The sequence below is a fragment of the Neoaquamicrobium microcysteis genome (genome assembly GCF_008180155.1).
Lineage (GTDB): Bacteria > Pseudomonadota > Alphaproteobacteria > Rhizobiales > Rhizobiaceae > Aerobium > Aerobium microcysteis.
Genome location: NZ_VSZS01000064.1, coordinates 224,395 through 243,830 on the forward strand (window position 1 = coordinate 224,395; position 19,436 = coordinate 243,830).

Annotated in this window: 20 protein-coding genes and 1 tRNA gene; 6 read left to right on the forward strand and 15 right to left on the reverse strand. The window is 66.0% G+C overall.

What is annotated here, in order from left to right; genetic code table 11:
- Window positions 1-81: 81 nt before the first annotated feature.
- Entirely contained in the window at window positions 82-888 is an 807-nt protein-coding gene (locus FY036_RS14755; protein WP_148915500.1) for an undecaprenyl-diphosphate phosphatase, read from the forward strand.
- On the opposite strand, the gene FY036_RS14760 is transcribed toward FY036_RS14755, so the two are convergent.
- Together FY036_RS14760 and FY036_RS14765 are read right to left on the reverse strand one after the other, a co-directional pair.
- Window positions 885-1,649 (reverse strand): sulfite exporter TauE/SafE family protein, encoded by a 765-nt coding sequence (locus FY036_RS14760; protein WP_148915501.1) that lies wholly within the window; start codon window positions 1,647-1,649, stop codon window positions 885-887. The two genes, FY036_RS14755 and FY036_RS14760, sit on opposite strands and share 4 nt — an antisense overlap.
- Window positions 1,650-1,662: 13 nt before the next feature.
- Window positions 1,663-2,637 carry a complex I NDUFA9 subunit family protein gene (locus FY036_RS14765; RefSeq protein WP_148915502.1) on the reverse strand — a complete coding sequence of 325 codons (975 nt, stop codon included), beginning with the start codon at window positions 2,635-2,637 and terminating at the stop codon, window positions 1,663-1,665.
- 180 nt (window positions 2,638-2,817) lie between these two features.
- Between FY036_RS14765 and FY036_RS14770 the strand changes: the two genes are divergently transcribed.
- Entirely contained in the window at window positions 2,818-4,236 is a 1,419-nt protein-coding gene (locus FY036_RS14770; RefSeq protein ID WP_148915503.1) for a sodium:proton antiporter, read from the forward strand.
- A 4-nt stretch (window positions 4,237-4,240) separates the two neighbouring features.
- On the opposite strand, the gene FY036_RS14775 is transcribed toward FY036_RS14770, so the two are convergent.
- The 7 genes from FY036_RS14775 to FY036_RS14805 form a co-directional block, all read right to left on the reverse strand.
- Window positions 4,241-5,377 (reverse strand): ABC transporter permease, encoded by a 1,137-nt coding sequence (locus tag FY036_RS14775; protein ID WP_148915504.1) that lies wholly within the window; start codon window positions 5,375-5,377, stop codon window positions 4,241-4,243.
- Complete coding sequence (locus tag FY036_RS14780; protein WP_148915505.1) at window positions 5,374-6,294, reverse strand: ABC transporter ATP-binding protein; 921 nt, start codon at window positions 6,292-6,294, stop codon at window positions 5,374-5,376. The genes FY036_RS14775 and FY036_RS14780 overlap by 4 nt, the downstream gene beginning before the upstream one ends.
- Window positions 6,291-7,235 carry an HlyD family secretion protein gene (locus FY036_RS14785; RefSeq protein ID WP_148915506.1) on the reverse strand — a complete coding sequence of 315 codons (945 nt, stop codon included), beginning with the start codon at window positions 7,233-7,235 and terminating at the stop codon, window positions 6,291-6,293. Before FY036_RS14785 ends, FY036_RS14780 begins: the two co-directional genes overlap by 4 nt.
- A complete protein-coding gene (locus tag FY036_RS14790) occupies window positions 7,235-7,903 on the reverse strand; it encodes a CerR family C-terminal domain-containing protein (protein ID WP_148915507.1) in 669 nt (222 codons plus the stop codon). Before FY036_RS14790 ends, FY036_RS14785 begins: the two co-directional genes overlap by 1 nt.
- 90 nt (window positions 7,904-7,993) lie before the next feature.
- Window positions 7,994-8,395, reverse strand: a complete 402-nt coding sequence (locus FY036_RS14795) for a Fur family transcriptional regulator (protein ID WP_148915508.1) — start codon at window positions 8,393-8,395, stop codon at window positions 7,994-7,996.
- A complete protein-coding gene (locus FY036_RS14800; protein WP_148915509.1) occupies window positions 8,392-9,219 on the reverse strand; it encodes a metal ABC transporter permease in 828 nt (275 codons plus the stop codon). The genes FY036_RS14795 and FY036_RS14800 overlap by 4 nt, the downstream gene beginning before the upstream one ends.
- A complete protein-coding gene (locus FY036_RS14805; protein WP_148915510.1) occupies window positions 9,209-10,099 on the reverse strand; it encodes an ATP-binding cassette domain-containing protein in 891 nt (296 codons plus the stop codon). The genes FY036_RS14800 and FY036_RS14805 overlap by 11 nt, the downstream gene beginning before the upstream one ends.
- Window positions 10,100-10,206: 107 nt before the next feature.
- Between FY036_RS14805 and znuA the strand changes: the two genes are divergently transcribed.
- On the forward strand, window positions 10,207-11,214 hold the full coding sequence (znuA, locus tag FY036_RS14810; RefSeq protein ID WP_201744778.1) for a zinc ABC transporter substrate-binding protein ZnuA: 1,008 nt from the start codon (window positions 10,207-10,209) through the stop codon (window positions 11,212-11,214).
- Between the two features lie 3 nt (window positions 11,215-11,217).
- On the opposite strand, the gene FY036_RS14815 is transcribed toward znuA, so the two are convergent.
- Both FY036_RS14815 and FY036_RS14820 read right to left on the reverse strand, forming a co-directional pair.
- Complete coding sequence (locus FY036_RS14815; RefSeq protein ID WP_148915625.1) at window positions 11,218-12,249, reverse strand: histone deacetylase family protein; 1,032 nt, start codon at window positions 12,247-12,249, stop codon at window positions 11,218-11,220.
- Window positions 12,250-12,348: 99 nt separating this feature from the next.
- Window positions 12,349-12,546, reverse strand: coding sequence for a CsbD family protein (locus FY036_RS14820; RefSeq protein ID WP_148915512.1), 198 nt, complete (start codon window positions 12,544-12,546; stop codon window positions 12,349-12,351).
- Between the two features lie 74 nt (window positions 12,547-12,620).
- Between FY036_RS14820 and FY036_RS14825 the strand changes: the two genes are divergently transcribed.
- Entirely contained in the window at window positions 12,621-13,616 is a 996-nt protein-coding gene (locus tag FY036_RS14825; RefSeq protein ID WP_148915513.1) for an Ldh family oxidoreductase, read from the forward strand.
- A 269-nt stretch (window positions 13,617-13,885) separates the two neighbouring features.
- Here the strand turns inward: FY036_RS14825 and rpsA are convergent, their stop codons facing one another.
- The 4 genes from rpsA to aroA form a co-directional block, all read right to left on the reverse strand.
- Window positions 13,886-15,583, reverse strand: coding sequence for a 30S ribosomal protein S1 (gene rpsA / locus FY036_RS14830; RefSeq protein WP_148915514.1), 1,698 nt, complete (start codon window positions 15,581-15,583; stop codon window positions 13,886-13,888).
- A gap of 214 nt (window positions 15,584-15,797) precedes the next feature.
- Entirely contained in the window at window positions 15,798-16,448 is a 651-nt protein-coding gene (cmk, locus tag FY036_RS14835; RefSeq protein ID WP_148915515.1) for a (d)CMP kinase, read from the reverse strand.
- 3 nt (window positions 16,449-16,451) lie between these two features.
- A complete protein-coding gene (locus FY036_RS14840; protein ID WP_148915516.1) occupies window positions 16,452-17,159 on the reverse strand; it encodes an SDR family oxidoreductase in 708 nt (235 codons plus the stop codon).
- 12 nt (window positions 17,160-17,171) lie between these two features.
- Window positions 17,172-18,512: a 3-phosphoshikimate 1-carboxyvinyltransferase gene (aroA, locus tag FY036_RS14845; RefSeq protein ID WP_148915517.1), complete on the reverse strand. Its 1,341-nt coding sequence runs from the start codon at window positions 18,510-18,512 to the stop codon at window positions 17,172-17,174.
- A 303-nt stretch (window positions 18,513-18,815) separates the two neighbouring features.
- Here aroA and FY036_RS14850 point away from each other — a divergent pair, with 303 nt between their 5' ends.
- Together FY036_RS14850 and FY036_RS14855 are read left to right on the forward strand one after the other, a co-directional pair.
- A complete protein-coding gene (locus FY036_RS14850) occupies window positions 18,816-19,217 on the forward strand; it encodes a TIGR02300 family protein (RefSeq protein ID WP_148915518.1) in 402 nt (133 codons plus the stop codon).
- A gap of 128 nt (window positions 19,218-19,345) precedes the next feature.
- Window positions 19,346-19,421 (forward strand) — tRNA-Ala (locus FY036_RS14855).
- The last annotated feature ends 15 nt before the right edge of the window (window positions 19,422-19,436 follow it).

Sequence of the window (19,436 nt, forward strand, 5' to 3'; positions counted from 1 at the left end):
GTCGGGCGCGAGGCGGTCACGTCCTATAGGCGCTCATCCATATCCTGACAAGCAAGCGGCGCAGATACTGCGGGGCGAGACATGAGCGAACAGACGATCGTCGGGGCTGCGATACTCGGCATTCTCGAAGGGCTGACCGAGTTCATCCCCGTCTCGTCGACCGGCCACATCCTGCTTGCCGGCCATTTCATGGGCTTCCAGTCCACCGGCAAGGTGTTCGAGGTCGTCATCCAGCTCGGCGCGATCCTGGCCATTCTGTCGGTCTATTTCGCGCGTCTGTGGGACATGCTGATCAAGCTGCCCTCCGACCGCGCCACGCAGACCTTCGTCCTGGGCATCCTGATCGCGTTCCTGCCTGCGGCGGTCATCGGTGCGATGGCCCACGGCTTCATCAAGGAAGTGCTGTTCGAAAGCCCGATGCTGATCTGCATCATGCTCATTCTCGGCGGCTTCATCCTGCTGTGGGTGGACCGGCGCGCGGTGGAGCCGAAATACACCGATGCGGCCGCGTTTCCGCTGTCGGTCTATTTCCGCATCGGCCTGTTCCAGTGCCTGGCGATGATCCCCGGCACGTCGCGCTCCGGCGCCACCATCGTCGGCGCGCTGCTGATGGGCGCAGACAAGCGTTCGGCAGCCGAGTTCTCGTTCTTCCTCGCCATGCCCACCATGGCGGGAGCCTTCGTCTACGACCTTTACCAGAACCGCGACATCCTGTCGGCGAACGATCTTCCCATCATCGCGACGGGGTTCGTCTTCGCCTTCATCTCCGCCGTGGTGGTGGTGCGCAAGCTGCTCGATTTCGTCTCGCGCCGCGGCTTCGCGCCCTTCGCCTACTGGCGGCTGCTGGTCGGAACCGTCGGGCTCGTCGCCCTTTTGGTCTGGGGCTAAAGCTCCAGCACGCCGCGGCGGATCATGTCGGCCGCCAGAAGCGTGATGCCGATCTTGAACCAGCGGCGGAAGCTTTCTTCGGGCAGCTTCTCAAGCCACGACGTGCCGTAGACGGTTCCCAGAAAGCCCGATGCGATCATCGCGGCCACCAGCGGCATCCACTGCGCGAACGCGAAGCCCGCCAGCCCGAACACCACCACCTTGAGGAAATGGTGGATCGTCATCGCCGCCCCGTGCGTGGCCACCAGCGCCTTGCGGTCATCCGGCATGATCTGCCCGAAGAACGCGGCAAGCAGCGGTCCCGTTGCCCCAACGAACATGGTTGCCAGTGCCGTGACGGCGCTGCCGATGGCAAGGCCGGCATGCGACAGCCGCTCGAAGCCGGGTATCTTCGTCCAGGTGACGGCGACGATGAAGCCGCCGAGCAGCAGCTTCAGCAGCGCGTCGGGCAATTGAACCACCACCATCGCGCCCACCGCCGCGCCCACCAGCGAGCCGGCGATGAACGGCCCGAAGATGTCGCGGCGCACATGCGCCCGCTGGTGCCATGCCCGCCCGGTGTTGGAGCCGAGCTGCACCGCGCCGTGCACGGGGATGAGGGCTGCGACCGGCAGGAAGATGCCCATCAGCGCCAGCATCGCCACGCCGCCGCCCACTCCGAAGGCGGCAGTCAGCGCCGATGTGAAGAACGAGGCGACGACCAGCAGGGCGGCGATGCCGGGGCCGATGCCTTCGGGCAGCAGCGAGGCGACCGTGTCCACGGGCCGGTTGCGCTCAGGCCGCGTTCGGCTGGGTGAACTGGCCCGAAGGCCTGTAATGCCAAAGATAGGTCGGCAGGATCGCGTCCATCGCCTGCGGCGCGATGCCGAGCCCGGCAAAGGTGCGCTCCTCCTGCACCGCCGCCTGCGAGACGACGTTATCGGTGCGCAGCATCTCCACCTGGTCGGTGGTCAGAAGCGGCTTGGGCAGCAGGCCGAGGAAGCTCGCCTTCAGCCGCGCCAGCGACCACGGCACCGTGACCAGCATGCGCTTGCGGCCGATGACCGACAGCATCTTCTTCATGCAGCCCTCGAAGCTCAGCGTCTCGGGCCCGCCCAGTTCGTAGATGCGGCCGCCCTGCACCTGCCCGTCCACGGACCGCGCGATCGCCTCGGCGACGTCGGCGACGTAGACCGGCTGGAAAAGCGTGTGGCCGCCGCCGATGAGCGGCAGCACCGGCGACAGGCGCGCCATCGCGGCGAAGCGGTTGAAGAACCCGTCTTCCGGCCCGAAGATGATCGACGGGCGGAAGATCACCGCATCGCTGACCGTTTCCAGCACGGCCTGTTCGCCGCGCGCCTTGGTGCGTGCATAGGCGGCGCTCGACTGCGGGTCCGCGCCGATGGCGGACACGTGCGTCAGCTTCGCGCCCTGCGCGCGCGCCGCTTCCGCAACCGCCCGCGCGCCGAAATCCTGCACCGCGTCGAAGGACTGCCGGCCGCTCTCGAACAGGATGCCCACGAGGTTGATGACGTGGTCGGCGCCCTGCACCGCGCGGTCGATGGACCAGCGCACGCGCAGATTGGCCTGCACCGCCTGTATCTGGCCGACATTGCCGAGCGGCTGGAGATGGTGGGCGATGTTGGGGTTGCGCACGGCGACACGCACGCGATAGCCGCGCTTGGCCAGCGCGCGCACGACATGGCGGCCGAGAAAGCCCGATCCGCCGAAGACGGTGACGAGCGGGGGGACCTTTATGACGGATGTCATCGCTGGCTCTCCATATGCCTGTTCTGCCGCTTCTTAATCGCTTCGCGGCGAAAGGCAAAGGCCGCGCTTCGGTGTCTGGAGGATGATTCTTTCGACGCAGGGTTACGATTCCGCTTCTCGCAGGCGAACCGGCCCGCTAATAGAGACGCCGCCGAGACGACCGACACAAGAGGGACTTTCATGCAGTTTGCGATCTGGGTGGCGACGCTCGCCGCAGCCGTGATGGGCGCGCCCGACGCAGCCTTCGCTGCGGAAGCCCTGCCGGGCGGGACCATGTCGCTGCTCTGGGCCGTTCCCTTCGCCGGCATCCTGCTTTCGATCGCCACCGGTCCGCTCTTCTTCCCGCATTTCTGGGAGCATCATTACGGCAAGATTTCCGCCTTCTGGGCAGCCCTGGTGATCCTGCCGATGATGGCGGGCTTCGGCTTCTCGACGGCGCTGGGCGCGGTGCTGCACACGATCCTGCTCGAATACATGTCCTTCATCATCCTGCTGTTCGCCCTGTTCACCATCTCGGGCGGCATTCTGGTGTCGGGCAACATCCACGGCACGCCGCTGGTCAATTCCGGTCTCCTGCTGATCGGCGCGCTGATGGCTTCCGTGGTGGGAACGACGGGCGCGTCGATGATCCTGATCCGCCCGATCATCCGCGCCAACGACAACCGCCGCCACAACGCGCACGTCATCGTCTTCTTCATCTTCCTGGTTTCCAACATCGGCGGCTCGCTCACCCCGCTGGGCGACCCGCCGCTGTTCCTCGGCTTCCTGCGCGGCGTCGACTTCTTCTGGACGACGACGCACCTGCTGCCTGAAATGCTGTTCGTGGGCGGCATCGTGCTGGCGCTGTTCTTCGCGCTCGACACGTGGCTCTACCGCCGCGAGGAGGCGAGGCCGCCGGTAGCCGACCCCACGCCCGATTCGCGTGTGCGCATCCGCGGGCTGGTGAACCTGCCGCTGCTGGTGGGCGTCATTGCCGCGATCCTGATGTCGGGCATGTGGAAGCCCGGCATCGACATCACCATTCACGGCGTCCACGTCGAACTGCAGAACCTTTTGCGCGACATCATCATCGTCGGGCTGGCGATCGTTTCGCTGGTCGTCTCGCGCAAGGATTACCGCGAGGCCAACGGCTTCAACTGGGAGCCGATCCGCGAGGTGGCCAAGCTGTTCGCCGGCATCTTCGTCTGCATCATCCCGGTCATCGCCATCCTGCAGGCGGGCCTCGAAGGCGCGTTTGCACCCCTGGTCTCGCTGGTGACGGGCCCGGGCGGCGCGCCCAACGACCTGGCCTACTTCTGGCTCACCGGCATCCTCTCGTCCTTCCTCGACAATGCGCCGACCTATCTCGTCTTCTTCGAGATGGCGGGCGGCGACCCGCAGGTGCTGATGACGACGCTGGCCCGGACGCTCACGGCGATATCGGCCGGCGCGGTCTTCATGGGCGCCAACACCTATATCGGCAACGCGCCCAACTTCATGGTCTACGCCATCGCCCGCAGCCAGGGCATCGCGATGCCCTCGTTCTTCGGCTACATGCTGTGGTCGGGCGCGGTGCTGATCCCGGTCTTCCTGCTGACAGGGTTCATCTTCTTCACCTGAGGGCTCAATCCAGCGTGCGGCGGAAGCGAGCCAGCGCCACGCCGCCATAGGCGAGGACGAACAGGCACAGCACGACGATTTCCGTCGTCACCTCGTGCGTGTTCGCGCCTTTCAGCATGACCGCCCGGATCACGCGCAGGAAATGGGTGAGCGGGAAGAACTCGCCGATCCACTGCGCCCACAGCGGCATGCCGCGAAACGGGAACATGAAGCCCGACAGCATGATCGACGGCAGGAAGAAGAAGAAGGTTAGCTGAAGCGCCTGCATCTGCGTGCGCGCGATTGTCGAGATGAAATAGCCCAGCAGCACCAGCGCCAGCACGAAGATGAGCACGGCCGCGAGAAGCAGCGCGATGCTGCCCACGAACGGCACGTCGAACAAGAGCTTTGCCGCCGACAGCACGACGATCACCTGCACCGACCCGACGGCGAGATAGGGCAGCACCTTTCCCAGCATGATCTCGAACGGGCTGGCGGGCATGGCCAGCAGGTTCTCCATCGTCCCACGCTCGATCTCGCGGGTCAGTGCGATGGAGGTCATCATCACCATCGTCATCTGCAGGATGACGCCGAGCAGGCCCGGCACGATGTTGTACTGGGAAACGCCTTCCGGGTTGTAGCGGCGGTGGACGACCACCTCGAGCCGGCTGGATGCGTCCTGCGCGGCGGCGGCCTGCATTCCGCGCTCGCGCAGCAGTGCCTGGTTTGCGACCGTGCCGAGCGTCGAGATCGCGCCGCTGGCCACCGACGGGTCGGTCGCATCGGCCTCGATGAGGATTTGCGGGCTGTCGCCCCTGTCGACCCGGCGCGCGAAGTCTGAAGGGATCGTCACCACGAACACCACCTGCCCCGACGCGATCAGCGCCTCGGCCTCGGCCGCGCTGGCGGTCACGTGGTCGAAGCGGTAGTAGCCCGTCGTCTCCAGCGCCGACACCATGGCGCGGGTATAGTGATCCTGGCTGACGGCCACGAGTGCTGCGGGAAGCTGCTTCGGGTCCGAATTGATCGCGTATCCGAACAGCAGAAGCTGCGCCAGCGGTACGCCGAGCATCATGGTGAAGGTGATGCGGTCTCGCCGCATCTGGATGAACTCCTTGATGAGGAGCGCTGCGAGGCGCGCGAGGGAGAAGGCGGCGTTCATTGCATGTTGTCCCGCGCGCCGCTCATGAACTGGATGAACACGTCTTCCAGGCTCGTCTCGCCGCGCTCGAAGGACACGCCTTTCCGCCCGCCGGTGTATTCTGCCAGAGATTTTTCAAGCAGCGCTGCATCGCTGCCGACGACATGCAGCGTGGTGCCGAAGGGCGCGGCCTGCTCGACGCCCGGTAGCGCGGAAATCTGTTCGGCCAGCTTGTGGAGATCCTCTCCCCGTACGACGAAGGTCGTCAGGCCCGCGTCGCTCACCACCTCGTCCACCGTTCCCGTCGCCAGCATCTTTCCATAGGCGATGTAGCTGATGCGGTGGCAGCGCTCGGCCTCGTCCATGTAGTGGGTCGAGACCAGGACCGTGAGCCCGTTTGCGGCCAGCCGGTGGATTTCGTCCCAGAAGTCGCGGCGCGCCTTGGGATCGACGCCGGCTGTCGGCTCGTCCAGCAGCAGCAGCTTCGGCCGATGCATGATGCAGGCGGCAAGGGCGAGGCGCTGCTTCCACCCGCCGGAGAGCGTGCCTGCCAGCTGGTCGCGGCGCGAGCCGAGGCCCAGTTCGTCGAGCGTGCGGTCGACATGCTCGCCGACCGGGTCGAGCTGGTAGAGCCGGGCGACGAAAGCGAGGTTTTCGGCGATCGTCAGATCCTCGTAGAACGAGAATTTCTGCGTCATGTAGCCGACCTCGCGCTTGATCTTGAGCGCGTTGGTTCTCAGGTCGAAGCCCAGCACGCGGCCTTCGCCTTCATCCGGCGTCAGCAGGCCGCACATCAGGCGGATGGTGGTTGTCTTGCCGGAGCCGTTGGGCCCGAGGAAGCCGACTATCTCGCCCTCGCCGACGGTCATCGAAACATGGTCCACGACCGTCTTGTCGCCGAAGCGCTTGACCAGCCCGCTGACCTCGATGGCGTTCATGGTGCGAGATCCACGTCGACGATCTGGCCGGGCTTCAGGGCGCTCGCGTCGCCTTCGGCCCGCGCCTCGACCAGATGCACCAGCTTCTGCCGCGTATCCAGCGAGTAGATGACCGGCGGCGTGAATTCGGGCTCCGGCGAAACGTAGCTGACGCGCGCAGTCAGCCCGTCCGCACAGCCGTCGCAGCGCACGGCAAGCAGGCTTCCCATCTCGATCGAGGAGAAGCGCGGCTCCGGCACGTAGAGCTTGAGCTTCACGCCGCCGTCGGGCAGCAGCGACAGAACGGGTGCGGCCGGCCCGGCGGTATCCCCCTGTATGCGGATGACGTCGTCCACCCGTCCGGCGACAGGGGCGACGAGTGTGCGCTTGTCCAGCCTCCACCGCGCCTGCTCCAGCAGTGCGTCTGCTCTTTTCGTCGCGCCTTCGGCGGCGCGGATCGCTCCCTCGCGCGCTGGCAGGCGCGCCACCTCCAGGTTGGCTTCCGCCTCGCCAACGGAGGCGGTGGCCAGTTCCAGCGCGGTTTCGTCGCGGTCGAGATCGGCCTGCGTGGAGATGCCGCGCCGCCGCAGGTCGCCCGTGCGCTCCACCACGCGCCTGGCCTCGGCCTCCTGCGCGTTGGCTGAACGCAGCGCAGCCTCGATCACCGCCATCTCCTGCGGGCGCTTGCCGAGCTTCAGGTCTGCGAGTTGTGCCCGCGCCTGTGCCAGGGCCGCCTCTGCTTCCGCCACCGCGAGGCTGGCGTCGTCTGTTTCCAGCCTCGCCAGAACCTGCCCGGCCTCGACCCGGTCGCCGCGGCGGACGTCCAGCGCCAGAATCTGCGCGGTTTCGATCGGGGCCAGCATCACGTACTCGCCTTCCACATACCCCACGGCCAGCGTTGCCGGCTGTGCGCAGGCGGCAAAAAGCCAGCTGGCGAAAGGGATGGCGCAGAGATAGCTCATCACGGCCTCCGGCGTGCCGCTATTGCGGCCTTGACGTTGATGATGATGGCGTTGGCGATCTTGCGGGCCTCGTCCGGTCCCACCTGCTCCCACGCCATCCGCCGCACCACCGCTTCGCGCCCGATCCGGAAATAGACGAGCTGGCCGATCATCGAGAACACGGCGATCTTGACGTCCTCGCTGTCCGGCCCCTCGCCGGTTGCCGTCGCCCAAATGCGGCATAGCAGCCCGTGCATCGGCTCGAACACGCCGCGATAGATGATGTCGAGTGCCGTCGTCGGGTGCTGCAATTCGGACAGGATGAAGCGCACGAAGACGGCCGCTTCCGGGCTGGCGAGCAGGAAACCGCTCATGCGATGGATGACAGCGACGAGTTGCGCCTCCGCAGCGTCGGCATCCGGCGCAGGGGGCGTCGCCTCGATGACGGGGGCCGCGAAACCGCGCATCGTCGCGACGATGTGCTGGGCACAGGCGTCGCGCAGCGCTTCCTTGCCGCCGAAATGATAGGCGATCGACCCGATATTCGCGTTTGCCTCGGCAGCGATCTCGCGGGTGGACGTTGCCGCATAGCCTCTTTCGCCGAACAGCTTGAGGCCCGCTTCGATAAGGGCTGCACGCGTAGTGTCGGCTGAGCGCGAAGCAGTGGATGTGTCGGTTCGTATTTTCATGATATCAATTTAATCAATCGATTGATTAAAGTCAAGTCGCGCCAACACGACCGGGTGGCTGCCGGCTCGATGGATTGGAACGAGGATGTCTCAGGCCGCGAGGCAGCTCGCGCAGTGGCCGCGTATTTCGACGGTCGTCTTCTCGGCCTTGAAGCCGTTCTGCGACGACCATGCGCCGAGCCGCTCGCGCACCACCTCGTCGGAAAACTCGTCCACCTGCCCGCAATCCTCGCAAATGGCAAACGCGATGAGCCCGTGGGCGTGGCAATGCGGATGCGCGCAGGCGACGAAGGCGTTGAGCGATTCCAGCCGGTGCACGAGCCCGAACCCGAGCAGCTTCTCCAGCGCGCGATAGACCTGGAGCGGCGCGCGGAAGCCGTCGGCTCTTAGCCGGTCGAGGATGGTGTAGGCCGAAAGCGGCCCGTCGGCCTTGGCCAGCGTGTCCAGCACCAGCGTCTGGTTTCGGGTGAGTTCCTGATGTGTCGCGCTCATGGCATCCGGTTTCCGTCCGCGGCCGACCCGCGTCTCGAGAATGCAGAGTAGGGGAGCAGGCTCACCAGGAAAAGGGCGAGCGCTGCGACCACGATGGAAGGCCCCGACGGCGTGTCGAATTCGAGCGAGCCGAACAGGCCGCCCGCAACCGCCACCGCGCCGATGCCCGATGCCATCAGCGCCATCTGCTCGGGCGTGGCGGCAAAGCGCCTTGCCGTGGCGGCGGGGATGATCATCAGCGCGGTAATCAGCAGGATGCCGACGATCTTCATCGCGATGGCGATGACCAGCGCCATCAGCAGCATGAAGACCACGCGGGAGCGCTCCGGCGCCATGCCTTCGGCGCGCGCCAGTTCCTCGTTGACGGTCGCGGCCAGAAGCGGCCGCCACAGCCAAGCGATGACCGCCAGAACCACCGCCCCGCCGCCGTAGATTAGCGCGATGTCGAGACGCGACACGGCGAGGATGTCGCCGAACAGGAAGCCCATCAGGTCGATGCGAACCCATGTCATGAAGGCGACCATCACGAGGCCGAGCGCCAGCGTGGCATGTGACAGGATGCCGAGCAGCGCGTCGGTGGAAAGCGCGCCGCGACGCTGAAGCACGAGAAGGGCCCCCGAAACCATGGCTGCGGCGATGAACACGCCGACGGTCAGGTTGATCTCGAACAGGAAGGCGAGCGCGACCCCCAGAAGTGCCGAATGCGCCATCGTGTCGCCGAAATAGGCCATGCGCCGCCACACGATGAAGCAGCCGAGCGGGCCGGTCGTCACCGCCAGCCCGATGCCGGCGATCAGCGCGCGCGTGAAGAAATCATCGAGCATGGCCGCCCCCCTCATGGTCATGCCCATGCCCATGCCCGTGCCCATGATCGTGCGTATGGTCGCCGTGGTGCCCGTCGCCCGCGTGGCAATGCTCGGTCACGGTGCCGTCGGCATGCAGCACGCGGCCGTCCGGCAGGTGCGTGTGGTCGTGATCGTGGCGGTAGACGGCCAGCGTGCCCGCCGCGCGCGCGCCGAAAAGCTGATGGTACTCCGGGCTTGCGGCCACCGATTGCGGCGTGCCGCGGCAGCAGACATGCCCGTTCAGGCAGATGACCGTGTCTGTACTGGCCATCACGACGTGCAGATCGTGCGAGATCAGCAGAATGCCGCAGCCGGTCTCGTCGCGGATCCTGCCGATGAGATCGTAGAGCGCGACCTCGCCTGCGAAATCGACGCCCTGCACCGGCTCGTCCAGCACCAGCAGGTCGGGCTTGCGCAGGATGGCGCGGGCCAGAAGCGCGCGCTGGAACTCGCCGCCCGAAAGCGCCTGCACCTCCGCGCCCGCCAGATGCGAGATGCCGACGGAAGCCAGAGCCTCGGCAATTTCGGAAGCGTTATGCGCGGCCGTCAGGCTCATCAGCCTCGCCACGGTCAGCGGCAGCGTCCAGTCGATCGAAAGCTTCTGCGGCACGTAGCCGACGCGCAGACCCGGCAGGCGCCAGACACTGCCCTCGTCGGGCTTGAGGACGCCGATCGCCGACCGTGCAGTGGTGCTCTTGCCCGAGCCGTTGGGACCGATCAGCGTGACGATCTCGCCGCGCGCGATGTCGAACTCCACATTGCGCACCAGCCAGCGCCCGCCCCGGTACACGCCGGCGCCCTTCAGGCTGACGAGGGTCTCGCGCGGGCCGCGCAGGGCGGGATCGGATTTTTTCAGCATCGTGTCCGTTCGGGGTTGCCACCGGCATATGGCACACGTTATAGCGCTGCGCAATGTAATATCATTACATCCGTTTCTGACACATGAGGAGAGACCGCGCCATGACCCTGAAAAAGCTCCGCACCATCACGCTTGCCTCTGCCTCGCTCGCGGTCCTCGGCACCGGCCATGCCATCGCGATGGACGGCGTGGTGGCCTCGATCAAGCCGATACATTCGCTCGTCTCTGCGGTCATGGAAGGGGTGGGCGAGCCCGAGCTGATCGTGCGCAGCACCGGATCGGAGCACGCCTATACGCTGCGGCCATCCGATGCCAACGCCCTGCAGAACGCGAAGATCGTCTTCTGGGTCGGCCACGAGATGGAAACCTTTCTGGAAGGCCCGATAGAGACGCTGGCCGGCGGCGCGACGGTCGTCGCGCTGGAAGATGCCGAAGGGTTGGAAAAGCTGAAGTTCCGCGAAGGCGGCCCGTTCGAGGCGCATGCGCATGGCGAAGACGATCACGGCCATGCCCATGAGGGCCACGATCATGAGGGCCACGATCACGCGCATGACGACCATGGGCACGATGAACACCATAGCCACGCGCATGGCGAATACGACCTGCATTTCTGGCTCGACCCGCTCAATGCCAAGCTGCTTCTGGCGCAGATCGAGAAGACGCTTAGCGAAGCCGATCCCGACAATGCAGAGCGCTACAGGGCCAATGTCGAAACCTATTCCGCAAGGCTGGACGAGCTGGTCTCCGAGGTCGAGGCTCAGCTCGCTCCTGTGAAGGACAAGCCCTTCGTCGTCTTCCACGACGCCTATCAGTATTTCGAGCAGCGCTTCGGCGTGAACGTCGTCGGCTCGATCACCGTCAATCCCGAGATCATGCCCGGCGCGCAGCGTGTGGCCGAGATCAAGGCGCGGATTGCCGAGCTTCGTGCTGCCTGCATCTTCGCCGAGCCGCAGTTCGAGCCGCGTCTGGTGTCCGTCGTGGCCGAGGGGACGGACACGAAATCCGGTGTGCTCGACCCGCTGGGCGCGGACCTCGACGACGGCCCGGAGCTCTATTTCGAGCTCATCCGCAACATGGGCACTTCCATGGCGGCCTGCCTTTCGCAGGCCGGCTGACGCTCAGCCCTCCTCGAAGCCGGTCAGCACGCCGACTGCGTTGATGCCGATCTCGTCCACCGCATACCCGCCTTCCATGACGAAGAGCGTCGGCAGGCCGAGCTGCGCGATGCGCCGGCCCATCCTTGGGTAATCGGCGCTGCTCAGCCTGAAATTGCTGATCGGGTCGCGCTCGAACGTATCGACGCCGAGCGACACGATCAGCACGTCCGGCGCGTGCCCCGCGACGAGATCGCAGGCACGATCGAGCGCCGCGCTCCAGCCGCTCCAGTCGGTGCCGGCCGGCATCGGGAAATTGTGGTTGAAGCCGTGGCCTTCACCCTCGCCCCGCTCGTCGGCATGGCCGAGGAAGTAGGGATATTCCGTCATCGGGTCCCCGTGCAGGTTGACGACCTGCACATCGGCCCGCGCGTAGAAGATCTGCTGCGTGCCGTTGCCGTGGTGGTAGTCGATGTCGAGGACGGACACGCGCCGCGCACCCGCGTCGATGAAGCTCTGCGCTGCGACCGCGGCGTTGTTGATGAAGCAGTAGCCGCCCATGAAGTTCGAGCCGGCATGATGGCCGGGCGGACGGCACAGCGCAAAGGCGGCGGGCTCGCCCGAGCGCACGAGCCCCGCTGCCGTCAGCGCGGTGTCGTGCGAGGACTTGATCGCCTCCCACGTACCCTTCACGAAGGTCGCGCCGCCGTCGAAGGCGTAGAACCCCAGCTTCGCTTCGATGGCCTGTGGCGGCACGTCGCCGCGCAGGCCTCTCGTCGGAAACACGTAGGGCATGGCCGTTCCGCCACGCCCCGCTTTCTCCCATTCCGGCCACACCGTGGGCAGGAAGGCGAGATAGGCGGGATCGTGGACCTTGCGCGCGGTCGCAAGCTCGTGCTCGTCCGGTTCGGTGATCGGCCCGAGGCCCACTTCGGCAACGCGCGCCTTGATGATCTCGGCACGCGAGGGCATTTCGTAGGCGGGCAGGATTGCTCCCGCATCGAGTTCGACATTGCCCGCGTGCGCGGCGTGGCGAGGGGAAAGGATGGTCCTCATCGGCCTGTTGTCGCCCATGGCGCGGCATCGGTCCAGAACCATCACCCAAAAAGAGAAAGCCCCGCTTGGGCGGGGCTTTCGCAGGGGCTGGGAACGGGATCAGTGACGGCCCAGCCAGGTGTCGATTTCCTTGTCGGCCTCGTCCTGCGCCTTGCCGTAGCGCTCCTGGATGCGGCCGGCCAGCTCGGTGCGCTTGCCCTTGATGACGTCGAGATCGTCATTGGTGAGCTTGCCCCACTGCTGCTGGACCTTGCCCTTGAACTGTTCCCAATTTCCTTCGACCTGATTCCAGTTCATTGTCGGTCTCCTTTCGACATTTCTTGTTCGGCAGGGCGATTTGCCCTTCGGCAGGGTTAACGTGGGCAACCGGCATGGGTTCCGACACGACGAGGCTGAGCATCGACGACGCCGTGGCGCTGGCGCAGCAGGCCTGCGAGCGCGCCGGGGCGGGAGAGGCTGCTGCCCGGTCGCTGGCGCGCGCGGTGGTGGATGCCGAGGTCGCCGGCCAGCCCAATGTCGGGCTCGCGCACCTGATCGACCACCTTGATGCGTTGCGGGCGGGGCGCATCGCCGGCCATGCCGTGCCGGCCGTCACCCGTCCCGCGCCGGCCTTCTTCCATTGCGATGCCGGTGGCGGCATCGCGCAGCTCGGCTTCGACATGGCGTTCGACGAACTGGCGCAAACGGCGCGTCAGCTCGGCATCGCGCTGTTCGCGCAGCACAATGCCTATACCTGCGGCGCATTGGGCTGGTTCGCCAACCGGCTGGCGGATGAGGGTCTGGTGGCGATCGCGGCGACCAACGGGCCGGCGCTGTTGGCGGGCTCAGGCGGCACGAAGCCTGTCTATTGCACCAATCCTTTGGCCTTCGCCGCGCCACGAGCCGGCGGGCCGCCGCTGCTGATCGACCAAGCCTCCAGTGAAACCGCCTTCGTCAATGTCCGGCAGGCGGCCAAGGCGGGACGAGCCATTCCGCAGGGATGGGCGCTCGATGCCGACGGCAACCCCACGACCGACGCCAAGGCGGCCGTGAAGGGTGCGCTTCTGGCCTTCGGCGGCGCACGCGGCGCGAATATCGCGCTGATGGTGGAGGTGCTCGCAGCCGGGCTGACGGGCGCGAACTGGTCGCTCGACGCGCCGTCCTTCGTTTCAGGCTCGCAGAGCCCCGGTAGCGGACTGCTTGTCATCGCGATCGAGCCGAGGCTGCTTGATCCGGATTTCGAAAACCGCCTCGGCGCCCAGCTCGATCGGCTGGACGCGGCGTACGGCGTCCACATTCCCGGCGCGGGCAAGGGTGCGTCGCGGCAGGCGGCGCAGCGCGCCGGACTGGAGATCGCCAACGCGATTCTTGCGCGCCTGCGGGGCTGACGACCTCCCGCAAATGAACTTCTTTTGACACCGGGGTCGTTTCAGGTTTTCGCCGGAACGCCCCTCCACCGTCTTCGGCGGTTCTTGAGGACGAGCCACTTGTCTCATCTGTCTTTCTGACCCCCCGCTTCGCAGGGAGGATCCTGGGTTGCCCACGGCCGCGACGCCGGATCTACGCGAAGTCTGAAACTTCCCAACCGCTGACCGCACAAAGAAAAACCGCCGGATCGCTCCGGCGGTTTCTTGGTTTGTCAGACAGACCGGGACGATCAGTCCTTGGTGGTCTGCTTCTTCAGCGCGGCGCCGAGAATGTCGCCCAGCGAAGCGCCCGAGTCGGTCGAACCGTACTGTGCGACGGCTTCCTTCTCTTCGGCGATTTCCAGCGCCTTGATCGAGACCTGCAGCCTGCGGGTCTTCTTGTCGAAGGCGATGACGCGGGCATCGACCTTCTGGCCGACCTGGAAGCGCTCGGGACGCTGCTCGTCGCGGTCGCGCGACAGGTCCGAACGCTTGATGAAGGACTCGACGTCGTGGTCGACGAGGCGAACTTCAAGCCCGCCGTCCTTCACGTCGGTGACCTCGCAGGTGACGATCGCACCCTTGCGCAGTTCGCCCGAGGAAGCGGCTTCGCCGATCGAATCGCGGCCCAGCTGCTTGATGCCGAGCGAGATGCGCTCCTTCTCGATGTCGACGTCGAGGACCTGCGCCGAAACCATGTCGCCGCGGTTGTACTCCTCGATCACCTGCTCGCCCGGACGGTTCCAGTCGAGGTCGGAGAGGTGGACCATGCCGTCCACGTCGCCGTCGAGGCCGATGAACAGGCCGAACTCGGTCTTGTTCTTGACCTCGCCCTCGACAACCGAGCCCGAAGGATGGTTGCGGGCGAATGCCTCCCACGGGTTCTCCAGCGTCTGCTTGAGGCCCAGCGAGATGCGGCGCTTCTGCGGGTCGACCTCGAGAACCACGACCTCGACTTCCTGCGTCGTCGACAGGATCTTGCCGGGGTGCACGTTCTTCTTGGTCCAGGACATTTCCGAGACGTGGATGAGGCCTTCGATGCCCGGCTCCAGCTCGACGAACGCACCGTAGTCGGTGATGTTCGTGACGGTTCCGCTGATCTTCTTGCCGATCGGGAACTTGGTGCCGATGTCCTGCCACGGATCGCTCTCGAGCTGCTTCATGCCGAGCGAGATGCGGTGGGTTTCCTGGTTGATGCGGATGATCTGCACCTTGACCGTCTGACCGATGTTGAGGATTTCGGTCGGATGGTTGACGCGGCGCCATGCCATGTCGGTGACGTGCAGCAGGCCGTCGATGCCGCCGAGGTCGACGAACGCACCGTAGTCGGTGATGTTCTTGACCACGCCTTCCACGACCTGACCTTCTTCGAGGTTCTGGACGATCTCCGAGCGCTGCTCTGCACGGCTCTCTTCGAGAACGGTGCGGCGCGACACGACGATGTTGCCGCGACGGCGATCCATCTTGAGGATCTCGAAGGGCTGCGGGTTGTGCATGAGGGGCGTGACGTCGCGGATCGGGCGGATGTCCACCTGCGAACGCGGCAGGAACGCCACTGCGCCGTCCAGATCGACCGTGAAGCCGCCCTTGACCTGGTTGAAGATGACGCCTTCGACGCGCTCGCCGGCGTTGAACTTGGCTTCGAGGCGGACCCAGCTCTCTTCGCGGCGAGCCTTCTCGCGCGACAGCATGGCTTCGCCAAGCGCGTTCTCGATGCGCTCGACATAGACCTCGACCTCGTCGCCGGCCTTGAGTTCCTTGGCGCTCGCGCCGAACTCCTTGAGCGGCACGCGACCTTCGACCTTCAGGCCGACGTCGATGATGGCCATGTCCTTCTCGATGGCCGTGATGAGGCCCTTGACGACCGAACCTTCAGCGGAATGCTCGGCGGAAAACGACTCGTCGAGAAGGCTGGCGAAATCGTCGCGGGTGGGATTTGCGTTGGACATATGTTCTCCTGGGTGCCCGGCCGCTCTGGGCTCTCGGGCTGCGCCGTCGGTTTGCGTTGCGTGTGGCCTGCCGTGCATCGCGATCCTTTCGGGATCGGCTGCCGCTGTCGCGGCGTTCCGGCGCATGGAGATGCGGGCAGACCGGTTTCGGCATGAACGAAAATGCGCCGCAGGCCTTTTCCTCGTCGGAAAAGAGATGCGTCGCGCCTCGTTGTCAGCCTTCGTTCCCGGAAGCCATGGCCTGTTCGACCAGTGTTTTCGCCGCCTGGAACGCGGTCTCTATATCCATTTCGCTCGTATCGAGCAAGTGCGCATCGGCTGCGGGCCGCAGCGGCGAATCCTCGCGGCCCATGTCGCGCTGGTCGCGGCGCCTGATGTCGTCGAGGATCTGCTCGAGATCGGCCTTGCCGCCGCGCGCCTCGATCTCGGCGAGCCGCCGGCGCGCGCGCACCTCCGCGCTTGCGGTGAGGTAGAGCTTCACGTTCGCATCCGGGCAGACCACGGTGCCGATGTCGCGGCCATCGAGCACGGCGCCCGGCGGCCGCGTGGCGAACTCGCGCTGCTTGTCCACCAGCGCGCGCCGAACGGAAGGGATCACGGCCACCTGCGAAGCGGCCTCGCCGATCGCATGCTGCGACAACACTTCCCGATCCATCGCCCCCAGATCGACCTGCCGCGCGGCGGTCTCGGCCGCCGACACGTTGTCGAGCGGCAGGCCGTAGCTCAGCATGCGATGCGCGACGGCGCGATAGCTGAGCCCGGTATCGAGCAGGTTGAGATGGAAATGATCGGCCAGCCGCCGCGCGAGCGTCCCCTTGCCCGCCCCCGCCGGCCCGTCGATGGCGATGATGAACCCGGCCCCCATCGCTTAAACCGACCGCATCATGCCGCCGTCGATGCGCACGCTCTGGCCGGTGATGTAGGACGACTTTTCCGATGCGAGGAACAGGATCAGCTCCGCCACTTCCTCCGCCTTGCCGTAGCGCTTCATCGGCACGTTCTGCCGGCGCTCCTCGGTCGGCGCGATGCTGTCGATCCAGCCTGGCAGCACGTTGTTCATGCGCACCTTGCGGGCCGCGTACTCGTCGGCGAAGAGCCGCGTATAGGCCGCCAGCCCCGCGCGTGCCACGGCCGAGGTGGGGAACATCGCGCTCGGCTCGTCCACCCACGCTGTCGAGATGTTGACGATGGAACCGCCTTCTTCCTGCGCCGCCATCACGGGCGCGACGAGGCGCACCGCGCGCACCACGTTCATGAAATACACGTCGAAGCCGGTGCGCCACTGCTCGTCGGTGATGTCGAGCAGCGGTGCGCGCGGCCCGTGCCCTGCCCCGTTCACCAGAACGTCGATCCGTTCCCATCTGTCCATGGTGGCCTCGACGAAGCGTTTGAGGTCGTCGCCCGACTGGTTGGAGCCGGTGAAGCCCAGCCCGCCGAGCTCGTTGGCCAGCGCCTCACCCTTGCCTGACGACGAAAGCACGGCCACCGAATAGCCGCTCTCGGCCAGTTTGCGCGCCGCTGCCGCACCCATGCCGCTGCCGCCGCCGACAACCATCGCAATCTTTTTATCGCTCATATCGGGGTACTCCTAAGCTATCTCCGCGCCCAGCCCGGTCATCAGGTCGAAAAACTCGGGGAAGCTGGTGGCGACCATGCTGCGGTCATCGACCGTTATCGGCTTTTCGGCCGCAAGTCCCATGACAAGGAAGCTCATGGCGATGCGGTGGTCGAGATGGGTTTCGACCGTTCCGCCGCCTATGCCGCTGCCGCCGGGGCGGCCGCGCACCGTCAGCGAGGTCTCGCCTTCCGTGCAGTCCACGCCGTTGGCCTCCAGCCCGCGCGCCACGGCGGCAAGCCTGTCGCTTTCCTTGACGCGCAGCTCTTCGAGCCCGTCCATCACCGTCTCGCCTTCCGCAAACGCGGCCGCCACCGCCAGCACCGGATATTCGTCGATCATGAACGGCGCGCGGGCGGGCGGCACCGTCACGCCCTTCAGCTCCGAATGGCGCACCCGCAGATCGGCCATGTCCTCGCCGCCGGCATTGCGGCGATTGAGGATTTCGATGTTCGCGCCCATCTCCAGCAGCGTATCGATCAGTCCGGTGCGGGTCGGATTCATCAGCGCGCCCTCGATGATGACGTCCGAGCCGGGCACCAGCAGCGCCGCTACCATGGGGAACGCCGCCGAGGACGGGTCGCCCGGAACCGCGATGGTCTGTCCGGTCAACCTCGGCTCGCCCTCGATGCGGATGTGGCGAACGCCCTGGGCGTCGGTTTCCACCTCCAGCGTGGCACCGAAGCCGGCCAGCATCTTTTCTGTATGGTCGCGCGTCATGATAGGCTCGATCACGGTGGTGACGCCGGGGGTGTTCAGCGCGGCCAGCAGCACGGCGGACTTCACCTGCGCCGAGGCCATCGGCACGCGGTAGCTGATCGGTGTCGCGCGCTTCGGGCCGCGCAGCGTCAGCGGCATGCGGTCGCCCTGTGCAGCCTCCAGCACCTGCACGCCCATCTCGCGCAGCGGGTCGAGCACACGGCCCATCGGCCGCTTGGAAAGCGAGGCGTCGCCGATGAAGGTCGTCTTCATGTCGTAGGTGCCCACCAGCCCCATGGTCAGGCGCGAGCCGGTGCCGGCATTGCCGAAGTCGAGCGGCGCAACCGGCTCCAGCAGGCAGCCATTGCCCACGCCCTGGATGATCCATTCCCCGCCCTGTTTCTCGATGCGCGCGCCCATCGCCTTCATCGCCTCGCCGGTGCGCAGCACGTCCTCGCCTTCCAGCAGCCCGGTGATGCGCGTCTCGCCCGCGGCGAGCCCGCCGAACATGAACGAACGGTGGGAGATCGACTTGTCGCCGGGAACCTTGATGCTGCCCGAAAGCGGCTGCGAGCGGGAGGCGGTTGCGGGAACGGGCGTTGCGTGTGCGTTCATGCGGGTGGTCCTTGCCTGGCGCGGCAGAGCGGGTGGTGGTATGGCGGCGGTCCTAACACGGTGGCCGCGTGCGGTCATCCCCCGGCGGCAGGCCTTGGATGAAAAGGCTTTTTCACGATCGCGGCGAGGCATGTCGACACATGCGGCAGGACGGTTGACATAGGCTTTGACACCACGCCTACTTGCGTTTATGGGGACCGCACTTTTTTACGAGGAAGGGGCCGCCGCACATCAGGTATGGCCCCGGCGGGCCACCCCGGCGAATGGCGGTCCCGGCAAGCAAAGCAGACGAAGAGGCAGCAGGTGGCAAATCCCGATCTCGGCGCCAAGCGCATCTGCCCGGAAACGGGCCGCAAATTCTACGACCTGAACAAGGATCCCATCGTTTCGCCCTATACGGGCCAGTCCTATCCCCGCTCCTATTTCGAGAGCGGCTCGTCCTCGTCGGCCGTCGCCGATGACGAAGAGGTCGAGGAGAAGGAAGTCGACACCGAGGAAGAGGGCGCGGAGATCGTTTCGCTCGAAGATGCGGACGACGAGGCCAAGGGCGGCAAGGACGACGATGTCGATCTCGGCGACGATGACGACGACGATGTCGACCTTGGCGACGACGATGACGACACCTTCCTCGCCGACGACGACGAAGAGGACGAGGACGACGTTTCCGGCATCATCGGCGTCGGCGACGACGACGACGACAGCTGAGCGAAAAAAGGCCTCAAACGAGGCTTGATATTGACGACAGGCGGGTTTAGAAGCCGCCTCGATAACCGGTGCACCACCCAGGCGCACCGGTAGGATGCCGGAAACGGCAGCGGCCCTCGGGCCGGCGTGGGGCCATAGCTCAGCTGGGAGAGCGCCTGCATGGCATGCAGGAGGTCAGCGGTTCGATCCCGCTTGGCTCCACCAAATTTCCCTCTCTCA